The organism is Cytophagales bacterium, from assembly GCA_033344775.1.
Classification (GTDB): domain Bacteria; phylum Bacteroidota; class Bacteroidia; order Cytophagales; family Cyclobacteriaceae; genus JAWPMT01.
In genome coordinates this window covers 75,285-99,308 of sequence record JAWPMT010000004.1, presented here as the reverse complement: position 1 = coordinate 99,308, position 24,024 = coordinate 75,285, and the positions used below count along the sequence as shown (strand labels likewise).

Genomic DNA, 24,024 nt, shown 5'->3' with positions numbered 1-24,024 from the left:
GGTATCTAATCTTAGGTTCATTTCAGGCTTGCGTGGTATTTTAGCCTTGGTTTGAACCCCTCCAATCTGTCTACATATGAAAAACCTATCCGTTTTGCTAGTGCTAGCACTTGCTTTAACCGCCTGCTCACCGAAAACCGAACAAGAAGCGCCTCCTGTGTCAGCTGAAAAGAAAACCTGGTGGAAGGAGGGAATTCTTTATCAGCTTTACCCTCAGAGTTTCAAAGACACCAATGGCGATGGTGTAGGGGACTTGCGTGGTGTGATCGAACAGTTGGATTATTTGCAAAGTCTGGGAATCACCATGGTATGGATGAATCCGTTTTTCGATTCGCCTTTGGTAGACAATGGTTATGATGTTGGGGATTATCGAGCCATTCACCCGCGTTTCGGGACCATGGCCGATTTTGAAGAGATGCTCGCCGGGATGCACGAACGAGGTATCAAATTTGTGCTCGATGTGGTGGTGAACCACAGCAGTAATCAGCATGAATGGTTTAAACAATCTCGCAGTTCCAGAGATAATCCATACAGAGACTATTATCATTGGTGGCTTGCCGAAAAGGGTAAACCACCGTTCAGACATAGTCTGTTTGATCCGGAAGGCGCCTGGAAATACGATTCCCTGACCGATGCCTATTACCTGCACATTTTTGCGCCGGAACAACCAGACCTGAACTGGGAGAATCCCAAGGTGCGGCAGGAAGTGTATGACATCATGAGGTTTTGGGCAGAAAAAGGGGTCGATGGTTTTCGCATGGATGCTTTCCAGTTTGCCAGTAAAGACACCACTTTCCCAGAATGGCCAGAAGGACATGAAAAGGACTTCATTAAATGGTATGGTATGCGCCCACAATTGCACGAATACCTCAATGAAATGTACGAGGAGGTGATCAGTCAATACGACATTTTCGCGGTAGCCGAAGGAGCGGGGAGTACGTTTGAAGATGCCCATGATCTGGTAGATGCAGATCGCAATGAATTGCAAATGGCTTACCACTTCGAATCTGTAGATGTGTCCAAAACAACAGGTGGATACGAGTTGGCAGAACTGAAAGAGACCTTCACCCGGTGGGATGCGGCCTTTGCTGAAAAAGGTTGGATCGCCATTTTTCTGGCCAATCACGACAATGCAAGAATGGTATCTCGCTACGGAAACGATAGCCCGGAATTCAGGACTGTGTCCGCACAAATGATCAATACCTTTTTATTGAGTATGCGAGGAACTCCTTATACATATTATGGAGACGAATTGGGCATGACCAACATCGATATGCCCAACATAGAGCAGTATGTGGATGTTGCTGCCAAAGGAGATTATCAGCGTGCGGTGGCTTCAGGTGCTGACCTGGAAGCATTCATGAAGGAACTTAACTATTACAGTCGTGAAAACGGGCGGACACCTATGCAATGGGATGATTCAGAAAATGCCGGTTTCTCAACAGGGACACCCTGGAAACGTGTGAATGAAAATTATAAAGAGATCAATGTGGTAGCGCAGGAAGCAGATCCTAAAAGTGTGTTAAACCATTTCAGGAAAATGGCTAAACTACGCAGAGAGAATGAACTGCTAGTCTACGGAAAATATACCCTCGTACAGCCAGATCATGAAACGGTTTATGCGTATACTCGAGAATTGGAAGGGCAAAAGTGGTTGGTGGTGCTGAACTTCTCAGAGACGACTTCCAATTTTGACTTTGAAATTGGTTCAGCCATTTCTAATGTGATGATCAACAATTATGACGAAGTAGCAGTAAGTGGGAAGACGATTAACCTGAAACCCTATCAGGCGGTGATTTTATCATTGGATTAATATTCGTCAGATGCAATCGGCAATAGCGTGATAAACGTGGTTCCTACATCTTTTTCAGTCTCGAAGCTGATAGAACCTTGATGTTTCTTGATGATTCCCTGACTGATCGCTAATCCCAAACCTGTACCACGGCCAGGTTCTTTTGAAGTATAAAAATTTTTGAAAATCGATTGACTGGTTTCCAGGGACATCCCAATGCCTGTATCCGTCACCGAGACTTTCACGAATCGCTTTTCCAAAGAAGTATGGATTCTGATCAGGCCTTCTGTGTCACCCTTATCATGAATGGCGTCAATGGCGTTGCTGATCAGATTGAGGAAAACCTGAGTTAATTCGGTATAATAGCAACGTATAAGGGGAATTTCCGGATGATATTCTTTTTCCACTTGAATATCCCCCAGTTTGCTTTGGATCAACATGACAGAATTGTCCAGACATTGATGCACATCTCCCAGAATCATCTCCTTACTTTCCAGACGTGAGTAGTTCGTTAGACCTCTGATGATTTCTCGGGTCTGGTTGGAAGCAACCTTTAGGACTTCCATGCTCATTTCAATGTTTTTCCTGGCTTCTTTGGGATCACCTTTTTCATCGAATAGTTCTTGAAAATCCCGCTCGATCAACTGAGAAACATTATAAACCGCGGAAATAGGGTTGCTTAATTCATGAGCAATACCGGAGGATAACATGCCTAACGAGGCCATTCGTTCTGAGTGCACCAACTGATTACGGGCTTCTACTACCTCTCTAAGTGATCGTTCAAGTTCATAAGTCCGTTCTTTCACCTTGTCTTCCAAAAATTCTTTTGATTTGATAAGGCTTCGGGTGCGAATGATGTAAAAAGCATACAAGGCTAAGATTACTATCAGCATGCCAGCGATCCTTGCCAACCAGGTATCCCACCACGGAGTGGTAATGGTGAATTGGAAGGTTGTGGAAGGCCCCCATAAGCCTCCATTAGCCCTGGCTCTTAGCTCAGTCGTATATTCACCAGGTCCCAGGTTATTCAGTATGACAGATGATGAAGTTTGTGTTGTTTCCCAATCTTCGTCGTAGGGCAGCAATCTGTATTGAAACTCCAGGTCTTTTCTGAAGTAGGCTTTTTGAGCGATAAAATTGATGTGTATATCAGCGATCTGATGAGGTAGTTCAAGTGCGGTGGGTACATTGCTGTATGGGATCAAATCAACATGCTCCTCAGGTAATTCTATCCTGTTTTCTCCCAGAAGGAGAGAATGATCCTCCCGGAAATCAAGGGATTGATGCTCAATTTCAACTTCAGTGATCACAACTTTGAATTGTTTTAGTTCGGGCTTCATCTGAGAGGGATTGATGACCGATGGACCTTTGATGGTTGCCCAAATGAGATTGCCGTTTTTTTCTTTGAAAACACTCGAAGAATTGAGGTCATTGGATTTTAAACCCTGTTCAGTAGATACATACCCGGCCACTTCTAAGGCTCCTGTATTGATGTTGAGGATGGTTATTTTGTCTACTGTTCCTACCCAGATACGGCCAGTATCATCTTCAATAATCGACCAAACATCATCATGGCTTAGTCCGTCTTTTTTCTTGAAATGCTTAAAAGAAAAGCTGTTCGATCCAGGTTCAAAATAATTGACGCCATGACCTTCGGTTCCTGCCCAAATACGCTGTTCACTGTCATGATAGAGGTATGTGATGGAGTCGCTACTTAGTCCGTTTTTACGATCAAATACCAGAATTTGATCTTCAGGTGAGATTCTGAATAAACCCATTCCCCTTGTAGCCACCCATACGTTATCTTCGTTATCCTGGGTGAATCCCATTATGGCTGTATTGTCCAGACCATAATTCTTATAATAGACGAAGTTCTTGGTCACTGCATCGTATTTGCATAGGCCACCGTCTTCGGTCCCGATCCACATGTTGTCGCTATTGTCTCGAAACAAAGTCCAGGGTGAATTACCACTCAGTCCGGAAAGTGAATCGTATTTGGTGAGTGTGTTTTGCTTTTTATTATAAATGTTGAGGCCGGATTCCGTTCCAATCCAAATGTTTCCTTCCTTGTCCTCATCTATGTCCCAAACAGCATTATAGCTTAAGCCCTCCTGTTCTGTAAGGTAGGTAACCTTTTCGCGTACTTCATCAATGATGTTTACACCACGGCTGTCGGTTCCCATCCATAACAACCCTTCAGAATCCCGAAACACACATTGTACAAACTTTTCATTTAATCCTGTTCCTTCATTGTAGTGTTTTACGACACCTCTGGGCTCATGCAATACAGTAACCCCGCCACCATCTGTACCCATCCAGATTCCTCCTTGTTGATCTGAAGCGATTTTAAGGACATAATTATTTGTAATGCCTTCGTCGGTATCTAGTTGGGTGAATACAGATTTGCCATCTTTTTCTTCGTAATGGATAGCTCCATTGCTATAGGTTCCGAACCAGATACCATTTTTGACAGGTTGTACATCCCAGATCAAGTCACTGGATAGGCCATGATCTGAATTAAACATGCGAATCTCATCTCCTTCTGTCGACCATTGGAAGATCCCATATCCATTGGAGCCCATCCAGATATCTCCATTTTTATCCTGATCGATGGACCAGATGTTATCTATGGGTAATCCATTGCTTTGTAACACAGTGGTTATTTGATATTCGGCTGTCTCAGGATTTTCTTCGATGATTGCCAGGCCCGCTTCTGTTCCGACCCAGGTCTGTCCCTTATTGTCTTGGTGGATGGTCCAGACTACCAGGTTAGGTAAACCTTGATCTTTGGTGAATAGTTGCAGGTTTTTTTGGGTAGAATCGATTCGTACCAGCCCTTTTTCAGTACCGATCCAAACCTGATTATTTTGATCTTCATACAAGGCCCAGATTATCTCACCGGGCAAGCCATTGGTGATACCCAAATGCTTCAATTGCTGCCCATCAAAGATGTCAATTCCTTTGTCGCTACCAATCCACAATTGACCTTTGTGATCGATCAAAAGCACATGAATTAAATTACTTGATAATCCGTTTTCAGTTGTGAAAACCCTTTGTCTGGTGCCATCATATTGGATCAGTCCTTTATCTGCGGTAGCCAGCCACCAGATTCCTTCCCGGTCCATGACCATGTCCTGTATCATATCTGAAACCAATCCCTGATCCGAATCGAATTTGCTAAGGTTTAGCTTTGATCGATCATTGAATTTGTGAAAATCTATTGGGAGACTTTTGTTCCAAAGCAGGGGTGAAGTGTTAAATTTTATTGCCTGTTTCTCCGGCTGGTTGAAAGTCTGCTTTTCCAGTCCCTGCAACTGGATTTTTTCTGGAGCGACCACCTCCAATTGATTAGAGGTGATGGGTTTACTGGGTAGTGTTTTGAGTTGGGTAATGGATGGTTTTTTATAGGATTGTTCACCAAAGAGGTTACGCTCAGGCATCACCAATCCCAGGCTGTCCTGTCCGAAGACAGGAAGGATACAAGCGATTAGGCAACAAGAAAGTGCAAGGCGAATAATACTATAGCGTATAATGCTTACTTGGTTTTCAGTCAATCATTTAGGATAGTGGTTTTATTTCCAAAGCTGTGCGTTGAAAGTATGACTTGTATTCGAATTTTCCAAATCCAAGATATTCACTGGGAACAATCCTGTTATGGAATCATAACAATAATGATTGCACAGTCGCTTGATCCAAATAATTATGAAAATACCGGTAGATAGAATTGGAAAGTAGTTCCTTCCTGAGGCCGGCTGATCACTTTGATGGTGGAGTCATGGATTTCCATGATCTTCTTGGCAATGGCAAGGCCCAGTCCGGCACCTTCTCTCTTCGATTTGGTAGAAGTAGACACTTGCTTGTAGCGTTCAAAGATCTGAGTGAGTTCATCAGATGCAATACCTACTCCCGTATCCTTGATAGCAACATGTACTTCCTTTTCATTGGAACCCATTGCAATGGTTACACTTCCACCTTCAGGTGTGAATTTTAGCGCATTGTCCATGAGGTTTTGGATCACGCGTTCCACCAGACTGATGTCTGCAAAGACTAATGGGAGTTTTTCTTCAATGTCCAGCTGAATAGAAAGGGATCTTTCACTGGCTAATTGCTGGTATTTTTCAAAAACATCATATGCCAGATCAGAAATAGCAAATGCTTCTTTTCGTGGTTCTATTTGCCTTGCTTCCAGTTTGGAATATTCGAATAGCTGATCAATGAGGCCAGACAGTTTCGTGATGTTTTTGTGGATGATCCCGACATATTTCTCCTGATCTTGCTCTGAAAGCAAAGACTTCTTGATCTGCAAGGTTTCTACATATCCTCGGGTGATCGCCAAAGGGGTTCTAAGGTCATGGGATACATTTGCGATCAATTCTCTCCGCAAAGATTCTACAGATTTCAGTTCCTCGATATTGGCGACCAGACGATCTGCCATACTGTTATAAGTCTCCGCTAAAATAGATAAGTCATTGTGTTTCGTATTAGAGATTCGTGCTGTAAGGTCCCCATCCCGGAATCGCTTGACCGTTTCTATGATTTCACGAAGATTTTTGGTCAGGAACCACAATGAGAACAAGCCGATCAATACACCAAATACGAGCGTTGCAGCCGAAGCGCCCAGTCCCAAACGAAGGAAGTAACTACCCGTCAAAGCTTCCGTCACATATTGAAATTGTTCTCCCGTAAGAATGATATAAATGAAGCCGGATTTACCATTAGATTCGAAGGCGGCTGCCGAAAATATTTTCTTGTTCTGAGGATCCCTGGGGTCATCTCCCAGGATGTAGCGATCACCATTGCACCCGATGAAGTCCATCACCGGTACCAGGTCAATTTTAGTGCGGGACTTCTCATTGTCCGAGTGATCAAGCACCACACTATATAGGATCTCGCCCAGGTCATTGAGCAGGTACACTTCTATGCTCCGATTGACCGCCATCATATCGTGCATCACATCCCCAAACAAGGCTTTGTTCACTGAGCCGTCTTCCAGAAAGGGGGAATCTTCCTTGAATTTTTCTTCGATGAGGTGGGAAGCTACCTGGGAATTAAGTCGTTGAGAAGCTTCTTCGAAATACTTATTGGTAAAGTAGATCGTCAGTGTCATGTATACAGCTCCTACTAACAGGATCATGAGCAAGAATACCATCATGATCTTTTTGATAAGCTGATTGGTCAATGCCTGGCTCATAGTTGCACTAGTTCTTCGTTAAACTTATAACCAACTCCCCAGGTGGTCAAAATGAATTTTGGGGTGTCCATATCAGGTTCGATTTTTGCACGTAATCGATTGATGTGAGAATTGACCGTGTGCTCGTATCCTTCAAAATCATAGCCCCAGATCAGGTTCAGCAATCGAGACCGATTGTAGCTCTTTCCAGGATTAGAAGCCATCAGTACCAGTAGATCAAACTCTTTGGGAGAGAGCTCTATCCGTTTGTCTTGTAGCATGACTTTACGCAAGTCGATATCTATGGACAACTCATCAAAGACGATTTTTTGAACACTTTTCTCCTGACTGATCTCACTTTTTATCAATTGAGAACGCCGAAATATCGCTTTAACCCGAGCAATGAATTCCCGAACACTAAAAGGTTTGGTCATGTAATCATCCGCGCCGACTTCCAAGCCCAGCACCCGATCTATTTCTTCCGATCGAGCAGTTAGCATAATGATGGGGGTATTCACTTCCAGCGCTCGAAGCTTCTGGCAGATGGCGATGCCATCCATAGATGGAAGTCTAATGTCGAGGATAATCAAATCGTAATCCTGCTTCTTGGCTGCTTCAAACCCTGCAGCACCATCCATAATAGAGGTTACCTGGCAACCCAGGTCTTCGAGGTGGATGGTAAGTAGATCACAGATTTCAGGATCATCTTCTATGATAAGGACGCTTTTCTGTTCCATTCTTGACGAAGAAAAAACATAAGTATCACAAAAAGTTCACAAGATGTGATTCCTAAAAGGCCCTTGTCTTCGCGGAGACGCAGTTGATGCCATAACAGACAGGGAAAGGCCGCTTCTGCTGTGATAAAAACGTTACAATCCCGTGAATATGTAGCAACATATAAACAGTTGGTTTGAGGTATCAATTAATTAATCGCAATGAAAACAATATTCTCAAATTTGTTGTCTTTGGCTATTCTGGCCATGGTAGTGATGAGTTGCTCGGATGATGAGCCAGCTCCTATAGTTCCTGATGCGGGTACGCTTGTTGGCGGGCCTTTTACATTTCAAGTAGATGGTGTCGTTGATAATGTGAGCGGAATCACAGTAGAAGGGGAGCCTGTTGGAACAAACTCCAGCTTCGTTGTTACTGATGATCAAAACAATATTCTTGGTCTGCCTGGTGACTTAGCCGCATTGGAAGGCGTTGATTTCGATGCTCCTGGTGTGGGTGTTTGCTTCATCTGGTACATCCGATATGAAGATGACCTGACTGGCCTTGAGCAAGGTGAAAGTACAAATAACCTGGATGGAACCTTTGACTTGTCTAATTCCATCATGGTCAACAGAACCAACATTGCTGCTGCGACATTGACTGGTGGACCATTCAATTTTGTAGTAGATGGAACAGCTGATAATGTAAGCGGTATTACGGTAGAAGGAGGAGCGGAAGGCTTGAACACTTCTTTCGTTGTAACTGACGCTGAAAATAATATTTTAGGATTACCAGGCGACGTGGCTGCGCTAGAAGGCGTAGACTTTGATGGTGCAGGCGCTGGTGTTTGCCTGATTTGGCATGTGACTTACGGCGAAGGACTTACAGGTCTGGATGTCGGAAACAACGTGAGTGGATTATCCGGAAACTTTGCGCTTTCTAATTCGGTAACCGTAAACAGAGCGGGTGCTGGTGAATTGGCTGGTGGTCCGTTTACTTTCATTGTTGATGGAACAACTGATAACGTAAGTGGAATCACAGTTAGCAATAACCTGGATTTGACGAACACCGGGTACATTGTAACCGATGATATGAATAATATCCTGGGTTTACCTCCAACACTGGAAGCTGTAGAAGGTGTTGATTTTGATGGTGCCGGAGCTGGTGTGTGCTACATCTGGAGAATCACTTACGAAGATGGTTTGATGGGGCTGACAACTGATGGCGGAAATGTAGATAACCTGGAAGGTACGTTCAGTGTGTCAAATGGTGTTCGTGTGAACAGAATCAGTGCAGGAACCCTGGCTGGTGGACCATTCTCTTTCCTTGTAGATGGAACGGCTGACAATGTGAGCGGAATCACAGTAAGCATGAACCAGGACCTGGATAATACCGGATACATCATCACGGATGACATGAACAACATCCTTGGCTTGCCTCCAACTCTGGAAGCAGTAGAAGGAGTTGATTTTGACGGTGCCGGAGCAGGAATTTGCTACATCTGGAGAATTACCTATGCTGAAGGGTTGACTGGTCTGACAACTGATCAGGGAAATGTAGATAACCTCGAAGGTACGTTCAGTATCTCTAATGGCATCCGGGTAACAAGATCTAACGCCGGTATGTTGGCTGGTGGTCCTTTCACTTTCATTGTGGACGGAACTGCTGATAACGTAAGTGGTATCACCGTAAGTGACAATCAAGACCTGACCAACTCAGGTTGGGTAATCACTGACGATAGCAATAACATTCTTGGCTTGCCTCCAACCCTGGATGCGGTAGAAGGTGTAGATTTTGATGCTGCTGGTTCTGGCGTGTGCTACATCTGGAGAATTACTTATGAAGATGACTTGACTGGCTTGATGACGGATGGAGGAAATGTAGATAACCTGACTGGTACTTACAGCCTTTCAAACGGTATCCGAGTGACCAGAGCTTCTGCCGGAACTTTAGCTGGCGGCCCTTTCACTTTTACAGTTGATGGAACGGTTGATAATGTAAGCGGTATCTCTGTAAGTGGAAATCAAGACCTTACGAATACTGGTTATGTGGTGACGGATGATCAGAATAACATTCTTGGATTGCCAGGTACATTGGAAGCACTGGAAGGTGTAGACTTTGATGCTGCTGGTACAGGAGTTTGCTTGATCTGGAGAATCACCTATGAAGACGGATTGATGGGGCTGACTGCAGGCGAGAACACCAGCGGTATCAGCGGAACGTTTAGCTTATCAAACTCGATTACCGTAACAAGAAACTAAGTTGCGATAAATTCCTATGTGTATGGAATGACCCTGCTTCGGCAGGGTTTTTCTGTTTTATGGGTTCCTGCTTAATTGCAGAACAACGAATAGATTCTTCCCTTTATCAGATGGATTAAACAGACTCTCGAAGGTTTATCATTTTAAACGTGAAAGTGCAATTATGGGTACAATGCCAATTCGCTCGAAAGAACCACCCAAAATGGTTCACCGTACCTCCGGCAGGAAATCCAGAACCTGGAAGTAATCGCTTCAGAAGTAGGAAAACCAAACCACTGATTAACTTCATCATTTGAGGATCATTGAAGAATCACATTTTTCCCCAAGGATTCGGATTGATCTTAGAAGATCGAATAAATAAATGGAGCGATGGCGGAACTGCCTCCAATTACAATCAATACTCCCAACAACAGCAAGACGACTATCATTGGCACCAGCCAAAACTTCTTTCGTTCTTTTAAAAATTGCCAGAGGTCGCTAAGGAATTCCATGGATTATTGCAGTAGTTGATGTTCTTCGAGGTACTCACTCACTAGTTTCGAGACCCAAAGATTACCTTTTTTGGTCAAATGATTGTCGCAGGAAAAGTTGAAATAGGGAAATTCTAATTGATCTTGTCGGATCTTTTCCATCGTAGGTTCATACAAGCTGTAGTAGGGGATGTTATGTTTTTCACAGATTGTAGCAATTTTCTGGTTGGGAAAACCAGCATCCATTGGTGAGTCGAGCTTTTCTTCCATGACCTTGAGCCAGCCATCATCTACCTGATAAGGGTCGAATAGGTTGACGATCACCAGTTGTGCAGAATCTCTTTGAACTGCATGCTGAAGGTCGATGATCACTTGCTCACTGATAACATAAGCTTTTTCCAGGTTGGGAGTGACCTCTTTAGCGTAGACCTGCCCAATTGCGTCTTTGAAGTTGCCTTTCACATTGGTCCAGTATTGAGAGACGTGCTGTAAGGATCGAAAGCCTCGCTGGGCCAGACGGAAAGTGTAAAATCCAACCTTCTGATCCAGGACCTCCGGTTCACCCATGTTGTCGATCAGCGCAAGTACCTCCTGTTTTGAGTTCATTCGCTCGAACAGGTAGTTGCCTTCTTCATCCAAAAAACCTTTACGGATGGAATTAAGGTTGTCATAAAGGTCATTGTAGTTTAACCAAAACAACACAACCAGTTTCGGTTCATAGTGTCGGGCAAAGTTTTCGTATAGCGCATACTCATTCACTGTTCCAAAACCCCCGGAGCTAGCAAAAGGCAGGAAGTTGTATTGATCTTGAAATGTGCTGTCCAGAAAATGGACGATAGTCTCCTCATTTGAAACACCATATCCTTCTAAATAAGAATCTCCCAAAAGGACAATGTTTGGTCTTTCTGGATTTATGTCCTCTGCTTTGAGACCGATGGAATTGGTATGGTAGATAGCATCGAAGCAATCACTTTGATGACGAACCTCGTTATTGGGATAATGCCAGGAACCCCAATACGGATTTCGGTGGATGAATGATCGATCTTGATGGTGGTTGACCAGGAAGGCCTGATTAGAACTGAAGAGGATTCTAAGCACAAGTTCGATCAAACCAATAGTAATCGATATGCTCACCAGAGCCAGGACCCAATTGCGCCAATCAATTTTTTTTCGACCACTCATTTCGCCAGATCAAGCATGACCGCAAAAATGACTTTTTTCTGGCAATTCAACAGATAAATCTTGCTGGCAGACTTGTCGAAATATACCTTCGCTGCTCGTAGAGAATTCGACAATTATGAGACCTGTATTATTCATCGATCGGGACGGCACCATCAACCACGAAACCGAGGACGAGCAAATCGATCACATTGATAAAGTGAGCTATCTCAAAGATGTATTCTACTATCTGAGGAAGGTGCAGGTAGAGTCTGATTTTGTATTGGCCATGGTGACCAATCAAGATGGCTTGGGCACTGATTCTTTTCCTGAGGACACTTTTTGGCCAGTTCATAACCTGATCCTTCGAACGCTTGAGAGTCAGGGTATTGTATTCGATACTATCCATATCGATGAGCATTTTCCAGCGGACAATCATCCCAATCGTAAACCAGGTACAGGAATGCTTACTGAATACACGAATGGTGATTACGACCTGGAGAATTCTTTTGTAATAGGCGATCGAGCGACGGATATTCAGCTAGCCCGTAACATCGGATGTCAGGCCATTCATATCTCGTCAGAGGCCACGACGGACGCGGAGTTAACTACCACGGATTGGTTCAAGATTTATGAGTTTTTGATCCTGAAGGATAGAAAGGCTTCTGTTCATCGAGAAACCAAAGAGACCAATATTCAGATAGACCTGAATTTGGACGGAACAGGAAAGACACAATGTGAAACAGGTATCGGCTTCTTTGACCACATGCTCGATCAGTTGGGTAAACACGGTGGGGTCGACCTAACAGTGAAAGTTCAGGGCGATTTACATATTGATGAACATCATACCATTGAAGATACGGCACTGGCTTTAGGAGAAGCCTTTTTGAAAGCGCTAGGAGATAAGCGAGGCATTCAACGGTACGGTTTTCTACTTCCCATGGACGATTGTCTAGCACAAGTAGCCATCGATTTTGGAGGGAGGCCGTGGATGGAATGGGATGCGACTTTCAATCGTGAGAAAATAGGAGAGATGCCAACAGAGATGTTCTTCCACTTCTTCAAGTCCTTCTCAGATACTTCCAAGAGCAATCTGAACCTCAAAGCCGAGGGCGATAACGAGCATCACAAGATTGAAGCGATTTTCAAGGCTTTCGCCAAAGCAATCAAGATGGCGATCAAGCGAGAATCGTCCGAAATGGATTCGCTGCCTACGACGAAGGGTGTCCTTTAAGCCTCCAGTAATCAGGTTACTCAAATAACCTGATTACTTAGCGGAAACGAACTCATCCAACAACTCCACCAATTGCTCAGGTTGATCTTCCTGGATAAAGTGTCCGGCATTCTCAAGCAAGACATGTTTCTGTCCCGCACACCCAGGGATGATCGATGGAAAAATCTTTCTGGCTCCACGCATGATTGGATCGTCTGCTCCAAATGCGGTCATGAAGGGCTTATCGAAGGTAGCGAGCTTCTGCCAAACATTCTGATTTTCAATGCCATCCGGGTTTTGAGGATCTGCCGGAACCAATTTTGGAAACATGCGACTTCCTACCTTATGATCTTCATCAGGGAAGGGCGCATTATAAGCATCAACGACCTCCTGACTCAACTCACTGTACGTGCCTTTTTGTAAGACCTTGCCTATGATAAAATCGGGTGATTTGGCAGCAAATTCTCGCCATTGCAAGAATGCATCTGGGAAGGGTTCATTTCCTGTCGGTAAGAATGTATTCGATGCACAGACCCGATCAAATCGTTCAGAGTGATAGGCCACTAATCGTAAGCCCAGTAACCCACCCCAATCCTGGCAGAAAAGTGTGATGTTTTTGAGATCCATCGCTTCTACGAATGAAGTGAGCCAATTCATATGGTTCTCATAAGTGTAGGCCTCTGTCTCTGTTGGTTTATCCGACTTTCCAAATCCAATCAGGTCAGGAGCCACTGCTCGATAGCCTTTTTCCACCAACCCTTTGATCATGTGCCGATACAAGTAGGACCATGAAGGTTCACCGTGTAGCATCAGGATCAATGGGCCTTCTCCCTCGTCGACGTAGTGCATTTTCATGCAATCTACTTCGTGGTACTTAGGAGCAAAGGGATAATCTTGTAGGTTTTCGAACTTGTCTTCTGGGGTGGTGAGGAATTGCATGAAGTTAAGATACAGGATTCATGATAAATGTGCGAGCAATTTTTCTGGTTGAATCGAAATGTCGTGTCAATCACAAATTATCCGCGTAATTGAACTTTGCTTGCTTGAAGTTGCTTAACAGTTAAAATGGATCAAGAAATGCAAAACCAATATTGTGACCCGGAGACCGGAGAATGTGCGCCTGCTGATTTGAGTGGAGAACTAAATGAAGCGTTGAAAAAGGCGGATGGCGAGATCATATATGTGGGTGATCCGATGTGTTCCTGGTGTTGGGGAATATCCAATCACTTACAGGAATTGAAGCAGCACTTTTCTGAATACAATTTTTCCATTGTGTTAGGAGGATTAAGACCCGGAGGAGGAGATCCCTGGGATGACAATTTCAAAGCATTCTTGAAACATCACTGGGAAGAAGTAACTGCCAGGAGTGGTCAACCTTTTGGGTATAGCCTGTTTGATCGCGAATCGTTCAATTACGATACGGAACCACCTTGTCGAGCGGTAGTGGCCTCCAGAAAATGGTTGGGTGATGATGTGTTGGCATTCTATGAAGCTGTTTCCAAAAAGTTCTATGTCGACAATGAAGACCCAGGAGAAGAGGAGTTTTATCGATCCATTTGTGAGGTTTTTGAGATACCATTTGATGAATTTTTGACCGCTTTTGAAAGTGAAGAGGTGAAATACCAAACCAAGCAAGACTTCTTGCTCAATCGTCAATGGGGTGTGCGTGGTTACCCAACTGTATTATTCAAATTCCAGGAGCAATTGTATCAGATCAATCACGGTTATTCAGAGTTTGAGGCAATGAAAGGAGTGATTGAGAAAGTGGTTTCCAGTAATCAGATTACTCAAGTAACCTGATTACTAATCTGGTTTGGTTCAAATACCCTGCTAGCGTTAGCGTAGATTAACGGATTTTGGCCATTGTCTTAACGACTCTGTCCAATGATCAACAATTCGATAAAAACGCTATTCCTCTTTTTATGCTCGTATAATTTTTTGTCGGTATCCAATAGTCAGGCACAAACAGTGTATCCGCTATGGAATAATGGTGCTCCCGGCTTTGAACATCGTAAAGATGAGCCAGAACATGCCAAAGATTGGTGGGTAAAGAATATCCATCATCCTTCCATTACACTTTATGAACCTGATCAACCGAATGGAGCGGCCATTTTGATCATCCCAGGTGGTGGTCACCGGGAATTAGTCTACAACAGTGAAGGGGAACGTGCAGCTCGGTATCTTACCAACTTAGGATTCAAGGCATTTGTGCTGAAATACAGGTTGGTTCGCGAAGAGGGGTCTGAATATACGTTCGAACATGTTCGCCAGGATGGAATAAGAGCCATGAAGCGAATCAGAGGCCTATCTGAGGAACTTGGTTTTGATCCCAACAGGGTGGGGATATTGGCTTTCTCAGCAGGAGGAGAAGTCGCTGCGATGCTGGCTTTTGAAGAGAATGATGATCGCGAAGGCTCAGATGAAATTGATCAGTTTTCGTTTCGCCCGGATTTTTTAGTTCAGGTTTATCCGGGTCCACTATTCATTCCATCAATCAGTGTGCCTGAAGATGCACCTCCAGCTTTTCTGGTAGCTTCCAACAATGATGTATGTTGTTCCGAAACCATCGTGCAGTTACTACGTGTTTATCGTGCCGCAGGAAAATCCGTAGAAATGCACCTCTATGCCAAAGGTGATCACGCTTTCAACATGGGTACCCGATCGGATCTAAAGACCATTTCCGGTTGGCCTGAACGAATGAAAGAGTGGTTCGAGGATCACGACTTTTTTCAGTAAACAGTTTACTTGAGTAACCTAATTACTAGTTCTAGATAATGCAATAAACATCTTTTTTGTTTGCTATCCTTCACACTCTCAAAACACATCAACGAACAGGATTATTAATTGACTCAAAGGAATACTCTTTCCAATATATTAATAAACACCACTAATAGTATCGATCCAAAAAAGTACTTAGCCGCGTTAGCTTTGTCTTTCTGTACTTTTTTTATGAATCCTCAATGGAGATAAATAATTGTGAAGATAAACCCGATAAGTAATATGAAGTTTTTAAGCTCGATAAGAAAGAACATGTTACTCAAGTAACCTGTTTATTTGACTTGTTCTTTTACCCAATCAAAAGCATTCGCAAATGGGATTAACCATGGGCTGACTTCATGTGCAAGTTTATCTTCGTAGTGTGCCCAATTCCAGGGGAATAAAGATCGTTCGAGGTGAGGCATCATGGCCAGGTGTCGGCCGTCTTTGGAAGCCATGGCAGCTACGCCAAAAGAACTACCATTTGGATTGCCAGGTATTGCTTCATAGGAATACTTCATCGGTATGGTGTACGGACTTTCCTCTTCAAGTATGAATCGGCCTTCACCGTGTGCTAACCATATACCCAATCGTGATCCAACCATATTTCCTAGCATCACCGTATTGTTCGGTTGGATGTCAACATTGATGAAACCACACTCAAATTTACCTGTCGCATTGTGATGCATTTTAGGGTGATGCTTCATTTCTGGGAATAACACCTCTAACTCCATCATTAGCTGACAGCCATTACAGACGCCCAAACTCAGGGTATCAGGACGCGCATAGAAATTATCCAAAGCTGCTTTTGCCTTTTCGTTGAATAGGAAGGAACCAGCCCAACCTTTGGCAGAACCCAGTACATCGGAATTTGAAAAGCCACCTACGAAAACAATCATGTTGACACCAGAAAGGTCTTCGCGACCACTAACCAGGTCTGTCATATGGACATCTAGTACATCGAATCCGGCCATATAAAGGGCGTAAGCCATTTCCCGGTCACTATTTACCCCTTGCTCCCGTATGATCGCCGCTTTGATACCGGATTTGGTTTTCCGGTTCACATCAATGTTTAGGTCACTGCGCTTGCCTGTAAACCCTTCCGGGAATTGATAAGACAGTGCTTGCTGGCTATAGTTTTCAAAACGAGCTTTGGCTTGCACAGCTTCTGTTTGTTCCTGATCCAAAAGATATGAAGCACGCATCCAGGTAGTTCTGTACGCATCAATATCGAGCGTTAATTGCCAATCTCCCTTACTTAGGGTAAGCTGTCTGGCTGACTGGGTATCTCCCAGTTCGATAAAGTTGATACCATTACTTTCCAGCGTAGATAGTGCTGAAGCGTCCACTTGTAGTACCACTGAGGGGTTTTCCGAGAATAGTACCTTGACAAGGTCTTCTTCTTCGAATCCACTCAGGTTGATATTCAACCCACCGGACTGGTTAGGGAAATTCATTTCCAATAGGGTGGTGATCAGACCACCGGCAGAAACATCATGACCCGCCAGAATATGACCATCATTGATCAATGCCTGAATTTCATTGAATGCTTTGATCACTTTTGCGGCATCTACATCTGGTGTTTGTTGTCCCAGGGCGGCAGCTACTTGCGCAAAGGAACTTCCCCCCAACTCAAAGCCATTCGTGCCGAAGGGAACATAGATCAGTTTTGAGTCGGTAGCCTGATATTTAAGCGCAGGAAGAACCGTTTTTCGAATGTCATTGACTTCAGCGCCACCACTGACGATCACAGTGCCTGGTGAAAGTACTTTTTGGCCATCAGGGTATTTCTGAGTCATGGACAGGGAATCTTTTCCAGTGGGGATATTGATACCCAAAGCCGAGACAAACTCACTGATGGCTTTTACACCTTCATATAGACGGGCATTCTCACCTGGGTTTTTGGCAGGCCACATCCAGTTGGCACTGAGAGAAATGCCTGCGAGCCCATGTGTAAGGGGTGCAAATACCATATTGGTCAGGCATTCTGTTACAGAGAGACGAGAGCCTGCTCCTGCATTGATCATGCCGGGGACTGGAGAATGTCCAATACCCGTAGCGATTCCTTTCAAATTCTTATAATCGATCGCCATTACCGCCACATTGTTCAGAGGCACCTGGATTTCACCGACCGTTTGTTGGGTGGCTACTTTACCCGTTACACAGCGATCTACTTTGTTCGTAAGCCAGTCTTTTGAAGCTACTGCTTCCAATTGCAGGACTTCCTGCAAGTAGGATTCGACCTTTGAAGGATCGTACGTGATGTCTTTGAATGCTGCTGGTTTGACCTCATCTTCCAATACGGTTTTTGGAGAGGAGCCAAATAAGTGATCCAATTTAAGATCAAATGGTAGTTTTTCATGAAGGCCATTGAATTTCAACTCCATGTCTCCGGTTGTGGTGCCTACTTCATAGTAAGGTGATCTTTCCCGGGCAGCAACGGCCTTTAGATAATCCAAATTCTTTTTGTCAATGACCAATCCCATTCGTTCCTGGGATTCGTTGCTCATCAGTTCCTTGTCAGATAGAGTAGGGTCTCCGATGGGCAATGCACTTACATCAATCACGCCACCAGATTCTTCAACTAATTCTGACAAACAATTCAAGTGCCCGCCAGCCCCATGATCGTGAATTGAAACTACAGGGTTGTCTTCTAATTCCGTCATCGCACGAACGGTATTGGCAACTCGTTTTTGCATTTCAGGATTCGAACGCTGTACCGCATTCAATTCAATGGCATTTTCAAACTCTCCTGTATCCACGGAGGATACAGCGCCACCACCCATGCCGATGCGGTAGTTATCACCGCCGAGCACTACAATTTGCTGGTCTTTATCAACCGTCTGCTTTTTGCTTTCTTTCAGCTTCCCAAAACCGATTCCTCCGGCCAGCATAATGACTTTGTCAAAGCCATACACCTGATCCTGGTCTTCATATTCGAAGGTCAGGAGACTACCGCAGATCAGTGGTTGCCCGAATTTGTTGCCATAGTCACTGGCACCATTGGACGCTTTGATCAGAATTTCTTTTGGTGTTTGGTATAGCCACGGTCTTTCTTTTGCCTGATTTTCCCAGTCAGCGCCTTTGGTTCGAGGATAGGAAGTCATGTAAACGGCTGTTCCAGCCAAAGGAATACTACCTTGCCCACCGGCCATTCGGTCCCGGATCTCGCCACCTGAACCTGTTGCGGCTCCATTGAATGGCTCTACGGTGGTGGGGAAATTGTGTGTTTCTGCTTTCAGTGAAATGACAGATTCAAAATCTTTGGTCTCAAAAAAGTCTGGTTTATCTTGAGATGCTGGTGCGAACTGTTCAGCCACTGGCCCCTGAACAAATGCAACATTGTCTTTATAGGCAGAAACCAGAAAATTCGGATTGTCCTTAGAGGTTTTTTTGATCCATTGGAAAAGGGACATTTCCTGCTTTTCCCCGTCAATGATGAATTCTCCAGTGAATATCTTGTGTCGGCAGTGCTCCGAATTGACTTGTGAAAACCCGAAAATTTCTGAGTCGGTCAGAGGTCTTCCAATATCAGCGACCACTTGTTCCAGAAATACCACTTCATCTTCACTCAGTGCAAGCCCCTCTTTCTCATTGTAATCCCGAATGTCCTCAATGTCGAGTACTTGTGCTGGCTCAATCTCCAAGGTGAACAGGTCCTGACCTAATCCATCATATCGTTGTTGGAGCATCGGGTCAAATCCTTGATCGCCATCGTCGATGGTAAATGCCTCAATTCTGATCAACCCTTCAATACCAGCATTTTGAGCTATTTCTACGGCATTGGTACTCCAGGGAGTGATCATTTCCTTTCGTGGACCGATGAATTTTCCACTGATCTCTTTTTCTTCGCTAAGCGTCGCGCCTGAGAACAACCAGGTCAGCCGAGAGATATGATTTTCAGTTAATGATTGGTCAGTTCCAACTGCGTAAAATTGGGTGTCTGATTTTCTGAAAAAGTAGATCATATGAAGGGTCAGGAATTAAGCCGCAAAAATAGTTGAATTGTAGATCAAATCTATAGTCGTATTAAGTTCGTCTTTGTGTTATCCCTCGAAGGGAAATTATAGATTATTTCTTCTTGATGCAGTTACCTTTTTAATGGATTTCGTATATATGTACTGTTTGGCAGATATCAACTATAGTCACCAGCCCTAGACTATAAAAGAGTTTCGATTTGAGAGAGGATTTTGTGCTGCACCGCAGGCTCTCGTTGTATCTATGCCATTGTCTAAATTAGCTACGTTAACTACCGTATTTTCGCTATTTGTCCTATTGTGCCAGGCACAATTAGCTCAGATAAACGCTTTAAATCAGCAACTGTCCCGGGCTTCCAGTCCTTCAGACAGTATTCGGATTTATTTGCAACTAAGTGAGTTCTATGAAGATGTCAATGTTGAATTAGGTGCGTCAATCATAGCTCAAACCCATACCATGCTCCAGCGACACCCTGATGATTCACTGGAATTAATAAGCATTCTTCGACAAGCCCATTTTCATACCCTTTCATCGGAGTTTGATCAGTCTGAGCATTTGTTGCAAGGCTTATTGCGACAGCAGCTTTCACAATCCATCAGAAGTGAGGTCTTACTGCAATTAGGGAAGAATCTACAGTTGTCAGGACATCACGATAGTGCCATTTTTTACCTGGATAAGGCGATAATGTTAAGCCTGGAGTTGGAGGATCACTTAGGTGTTCAATTAAGTAAGGCTTATAAAAGCGAATCACTCAATCGTGTAGGACAATTACAGGAAGCCTTAGATTTCTGTTCCCAATCCCTTATGGAGATTCAGCGGATTCAGGCTAAGAAAGAAGAGGCCATCATTTTGAATTTCCTGGGAGGAATCAACACTTCACTAGGTGCTATGCCCGTAGCTACGAAACACTATCTGGCTGCGCTTACCATAGCCGATAGTCTTCAAAATGAACGATTGAAAATGGAACAGCTCAACGATATTGGTGTGATTTATGCCGTACAGGGAGAGACAGATGAAAGCATCGACTATTTCCAACGAGCACTGACCGCAGCATTGAATATTAGGAGTCATCGCGATTATATCGGAACGTTAAGTAATCTGGCCTACATGTATTCGGTAACAGATCAGATGGACCTTTCCATTCTATCCTACCAAGAGGCTTTGGCATATAATGATCAATATGGGGATGCCTGCTTACATCCTTTCATTTATGATGGATTGGCTCGATTATATGAGCGTCTGGATCAACCAGATTCAGTTAAAAAATATTTCGGAATCGTATTGAAGGAAGCAAGAAATTGCCAGCTTAAAGAGTTTGAGATTTCAGCCCTGCAAGGCATGGGTCGTTATTACAGAGAACAAGGGTTGATTCAGCAGTCGATCACTCAGTTTCGGAACTCATTTGCAATAGCGGAAGCCAACAACTTTAAGCCTTTGCTACAGATTTCTGCCGATCAATTGTATCAATCATATAAAGAAGCTGGGGATTTTTCCATGGCGTTGAAATTCCATGAGATATCCGAGGCAATGCAAGACTCGATCTACAATGAGCAAAATAAAGATGAGATTCTGCGATTAACTGCGAAATACGAGTTTGAAACGGAGAAGCACAAAATCGAAGATGAGCAAGAGAGACAGGAGATCCAGTATCTGGCAGAGCTGAGAGGCCAACTGCTGACCAGGAACTTCATGATGGTGGGATTGGTACTTACGCTTATTCTGATTTTTACGTTATGGCGATCTTATGTGGCAAAGCAGCGATCGAACATTGTGCTGGCACGACTCAACAGAGAGAAAAATGAATTGATAGGCGTGGTTGCTCACGATTTGAGAAACCCTTTAAATGCTATCCTTGGTTTCAGTCAAATATTGATGGAAGAGCTGGATGAGTCTGCGAAAAGTCAACATCAATACTTATCCAGGATTAATGGCAGTGCTTCACGCATGAAACACATGATCGAACGTGTGCTGGATGTAAATGCGATTGAGTCGGAAATGATGAATTTGGAGGTTCGATCAGTTGACATGGCGGCCTTGTTGGATAATGTAATTGACACCCTAAATCCCAGTGCTGAGATCAAGAAAATTGTATTGGCAAGAAATTACGATAACCATAAGTTTTTCGCAGAGATTGATGAGAGTTATGGTTTTCAGATTTTCGAAAATCTTATCTCGAATGCCATCAAGTTTTCGGAACATAACAAAGCAGTAGATATTACAGTGATGTTTGCCGGAGATCGGATCAAGGTATTGGTGGAAGATCATGGTCCCGGAATCGATAAAGAAGATTTGCAATTGCTGTTTCAACGGTACACCAAATTGACGCCTCAGCCTACTGGTAATGAATCCAGTACAGGATTGGGGCTATCAATTGTGAAAAAATACGTAGTAGCGATGGGGGGTGAAATTGATGTGAAAAGTGTCATGGGCGTGGGCACCACATTCATTGTATCGTTTTGGAGCAGTGCCACGCTCCAGGGAAGTTCAGCTTCCAATCCATCCACTGACAATTTCTAAGCACTTTTCTTCAGGTTAGCCAAAATGATCTTGTTGAAATCAAAGCCATTGCGCCAATCAAGGGTTTTAAATACACTTGGTGAGGTATTGAATAATTCAAGGCAAGCCAATAATGGACTGTTCCTTAATGTACTTCCGGGAGACAACCAACGAATACCGATCCCGATGGTCGGTGTGAGGTTTTCGACGTAGTGCCATAGATAGGAGGGAACAAACAAGATGTCACCCTCTTCCAAGATGATCTCACAAACAGGGAGGTGCTCAAAAGAAGCATAGTTCTCAAGGTCAGGAGCATTGGGGTTGATATGGGAGGCTTTGGCCGGTGCGCGGTTTACCTCAGGGCTAAAGACATAAGTGGCTTTTTGATGCCAGATCAACCATCGTTTCTTACCCCGGAGCTGTACAAAAATGTTTTCATTTCCTGCGTTGTGGATATTGGTCTTGGTTCCTTTGTTACCAATGAACAACACGTGATGATTTTTTAACCCTCTGCCCATGATGGTATTAAGCCATTGTCTGTCCAGTGATTCTAAGAGTTCCGGATAGACATCCAATAAAGGATTGAATCGAGCATATTTTTTCGAGTTCTCGGCCAGTCCGTCAATGATATTTCTTAGGTTCGTTTCTTCCATCCCGCCATCATCATCGTCTCCCAGGTCTTTATGATGAGTCAGGGTAACTGGATGATCCCCATAATTTTCTTTGAAAAATTCAAACCCCCATTCCTGGCAAGCTTGCCAGTTTTTAGCACCTCCTTTGATGACTACAGGCTTGCCGGTTTTTACATAGTTTTTGCTAAATGCTCGTGCTGATAGATCTCCGTTGTACGTTTCTACCGAAACATGCTGCTTTTCAATTGACTTAACCTCTTCATAGATTTTGGATTGATTGTTGGAAGCCCAATTTTGAATCGAATTATTTAAGAATGTTTTACCAAAGAAATGTTCGGAAATGAACCTTAGCGTGAAGTTCATTTTATTCCAGACTGAGATGCTGTCGTAGAACTGATCGTTGAACTGAGTGCTGGTGACCATGGTTGATTCTTACTAACTGATAACGTAAACTATAAAGGTATTTCATCTAACCTGATTATTAAAGTCTCTGACTCAAAATAGAACGGTAAGTTTAAAGTTTCTCAATATGAATAGAGAGTAGTGTTGACATGCCTCAATTTTCAGACGAATCAACACCTGAATAAAGTAGCTCCAATGCAGCACCGATCATTTCATGGTGCCTTTTTTCAATCACACAGATGGTGACATTCGGAGCAGGTTTGAATTTTGGAACGACCTTCCTGGGAGGAATGATGTGATCTTTCGAGCCGAGGATCAACGTACATTTAATTTCGTGATTGTGGATGGTACGGGTAACTCTACGATGATTCCTGATGAGTGGCTTAAGATAGATCCATGACCGATAGACCCTGATTCGATTATCTACATCTCGAAGCTCCCGCTTGGCAAATTTGACCAGTGAGGGTGAACTTAGCTTATACTTTTCGGCAGCATCCGCCATTTTGATCAAGGCTTCTGGGTGATTCATTACATACCTGAATATCCGCCGGAAAGAAATCGCAAGGGTTTGCCAGGGGGATTCATAAAAGCCATCCGGGGCAATGTAGGAGATGGACTTGATTTGCTCAGGAACATATAAAAGGGTGGCATTGACAAATCGGCCTCCAAGACTGTATCCGGCCAGGTGGAAATGTTCCAGTTGCTGTTGTTCGGTGAATACCTTGAGCAACTTTCCCCAATACGTAGGGGTGACAGGAGCTTCTGTTTGATCACTTTCACCATGAAAAAAAAGGTCGAATGAATATAAGGTGTGTGTTTCTTCGAGTGCCTGGTGCCATCCTTGAAATACCTGACCTGTTTGCCCGAATCCATGGAATAAAAGCATGTTTTCTGCCCCAGAACCCGATTTATGGACGTGGATGGTCCGTTCCTGAAAAGTGAACTTGATGGTCTCCATTGACTGCTGGCACGAAGCTAAGAGAA

General features: G+C 43.8%; 15 protein-coding genes. 6 read left to right on the top strand and 9 right to left on the bottom strand.

All coding sequences use genetic code 11. The annotated features are described in order from the left end of the window. The first annotated feature begins 76 nt into the window (after positions 1-76). Positions 77-1,813 carry an alpha-glucosidase gene (locus R8G66_09445; protein ID MDW3192580.1) on the top strand — a complete coding sequence of 579 codons (1,737 nt, stop codon included), beginning with the start codon at positions 77-79 and terminating at the stop codon, positions 1,811-1,813. On the opposite strand, the gene R8G66_09440 is transcribed toward R8G66_09445, so the two are convergent. The 3 genes from R8G66_09440 to R8G66_09430 form a co-directional block, all read right to left on the bottom strand. Then, positions 1,810-5,346, bottom strand: coding sequence for a two-component regulator propeller domain-containing protein (locus R8G66_09440; protein ID MDW3192579.1), 3,537 nt, complete (start codon positions 5,344-5,346; stop codon positions 1,810-1,812). The genes R8G66_09445 and R8G66_09440 overlap by 4 nt on opposite strands. Positions 5,347-5,492: 146 nt before the next feature. Next, on the bottom strand, positions 5,493-6,983 hold the full coding sequence (locus tag R8G66_09435; GenBank protein MDW3192578.1) for a HAMP domain-containing sensor histidine kinase: 1,491 nt from the start codon (positions 6,981-6,983) through the stop codon (positions 5,493-5,495). Then, positions 6,980-7,699 carry a response regulator transcription factor gene (locus tag R8G66_09430; GenBank protein ID MDW3192577.1) on the bottom strand — a complete coding sequence of 240 codons (720 nt, stop codon included), beginning with the start codon at positions 7,697-7,699 and terminating at the stop codon, positions 6,980-6,982. The genes R8G66_09435 and R8G66_09430 overlap by 4 nt, the downstream gene beginning before the upstream one ends. A 198-nt stretch (positions 7,700-7,897) precedes the next feature. Here R8G66_09430 and R8G66_09425 point away from each other — a divergent pair, with 198 nt between their 5' ends. Then, positions 7,898-9,934: a hypothetical protein gene (locus tag R8G66_09425; protein MDW3192576.1), complete on the top strand. Its 2,037-nt coding sequence runs from the start codon at positions 7,898-7,900 to the stop codon at positions 9,932-9,934. Between the two features lie 341 nt (positions 9,935-10,275). Here the strand turns inward: R8G66_09425 and R8G66_09420 are convergent, their stop codons facing one another. After that, on the bottom strand, positions 10,276-10,425 hold the full coding sequence (locus tag R8G66_09420) for a DUF5989 family protein (GenBank protein ID MDW3192575.1): 150 nt from the start codon (positions 10,423-10,425) through the stop codon (positions 10,276-10,278). 3 nt (positions 10,426-10,428) lie between these two features. Further along, a complete protein-coding gene (locus tag R8G66_09415; GenBank protein ID MDW3192574.1) occupies positions 10,429-11,586 on the bottom strand; it encodes a hypothetical protein in 1,158 nt (385 codons plus the stop codon). A 115-nt stretch (positions 11,587-11,701) separates the two neighbouring features. Between R8G66_09415 and hisB the strand changes: the two genes are divergently transcribed. Continuing rightward, a complete protein-coding gene (gene hisB / locus R8G66_09410) occupies positions 11,702-12,796 on the top strand; it encodes a bifunctional histidinol-phosphatase/imidazoleglycerol-phosphate dehydratase HisB (protein MDW3192573.1) in 1,095 nt (364 codons plus the stop codon). A gap of 33 nt (positions 12,797-12,829) precedes the next feature. Here the strand turns inward: hisB and R8G66_09405 are convergent, their stop codons facing one another. Continuing rightward, positions 12,830-13,714, bottom strand: coding sequence for a haloalkane dehalogenase (locus R8G66_09405; protein ID MDW3192572.1), 885 nt, complete (start codon positions 13,712-13,714; stop codon positions 12,830-12,832). Positions 13,715-13,852: 138 nt separating this feature from the next. On the opposite strand from R8G66_09405, the gene R8G66_09400 reads away from it, so the two are divergent. Together R8G66_09400 and R8G66_09395 are read left to right on the top strand one after the other, a co-directional pair. Continuing rightward, positions 13,853-14,575, top strand: coding sequence for a DsbA family protein (locus R8G66_09400; GenBank protein ID MDW3192571.1), 723 nt, complete (start codon positions 13,853-13,855; stop codon positions 14,573-14,575). 84 nt (positions 14,576-14,659) lie between these two features. Next, complete coding sequence (locus tag R8G66_09395; protein ID MDW3192570.1) at positions 14,660-15,511, top strand: alpha/beta hydrolase; 852 nt, start codon at positions 14,660-14,662, stop codon at positions 15,509-15,511. A 314-nt stretch (positions 15,512-15,825) separates the two neighbouring features. Here the strand turns inward: R8G66_09395 and purL are convergent, their stop codons facing one another. Further along, entirely contained in the window at positions 15,826-19,500 is a 3,675-nt protein-coding gene (gene purL / locus R8G66_09390; protein ID MDW3192569.1) for a phosphoribosylformylglycinamidine synthase, read from the bottom strand. Between the two features lie 259 nt (positions 19,501-19,759). Here purL and R8G66_09385 point away from each other — a divergent pair, with 259 nt between their 5' ends. Beyond that, on the top strand, positions 19,760-22,027 hold the full coding sequence (locus R8G66_09385; GenBank protein ID MDW3192568.1) for an ATP-binding protein: 2,268 nt from the start codon (positions 19,760-19,762) through the stop codon (positions 22,025-22,027). Here the strand turns inward: R8G66_09385 and R8G66_09380 are convergent. Together R8G66_09380 and R8G66_09375 are read right to left on the bottom strand one after the other, a co-directional pair. After that, positions 22,024-23,061, bottom strand: coding sequence for a cupin-like domain-containing protein (locus R8G66_09380; protein ID MDW3192567.1), 1,038 nt, complete (start codon positions 23,059-23,061; stop codon positions 22,024-22,026). The two genes, R8G66_09385 and R8G66_09380, sit on opposite strands and share 4 nt — an antisense overlap. Positions 23,062-23,194: 133 nt before the next feature. Continuing rightward, positions 23,195-23,998 carry an alpha/beta fold hydrolase gene (locus R8G66_09375; GenBank protein MDW3192566.1) on the bottom strand — a complete coding sequence of 268 codons (804 nt, stop codon included), beginning with the start codon at positions 23,996-23,998 and terminating at the stop codon, positions 23,195-23,197. Positions 23,999-24,024 lie beyond the last annotated feature (26 nt).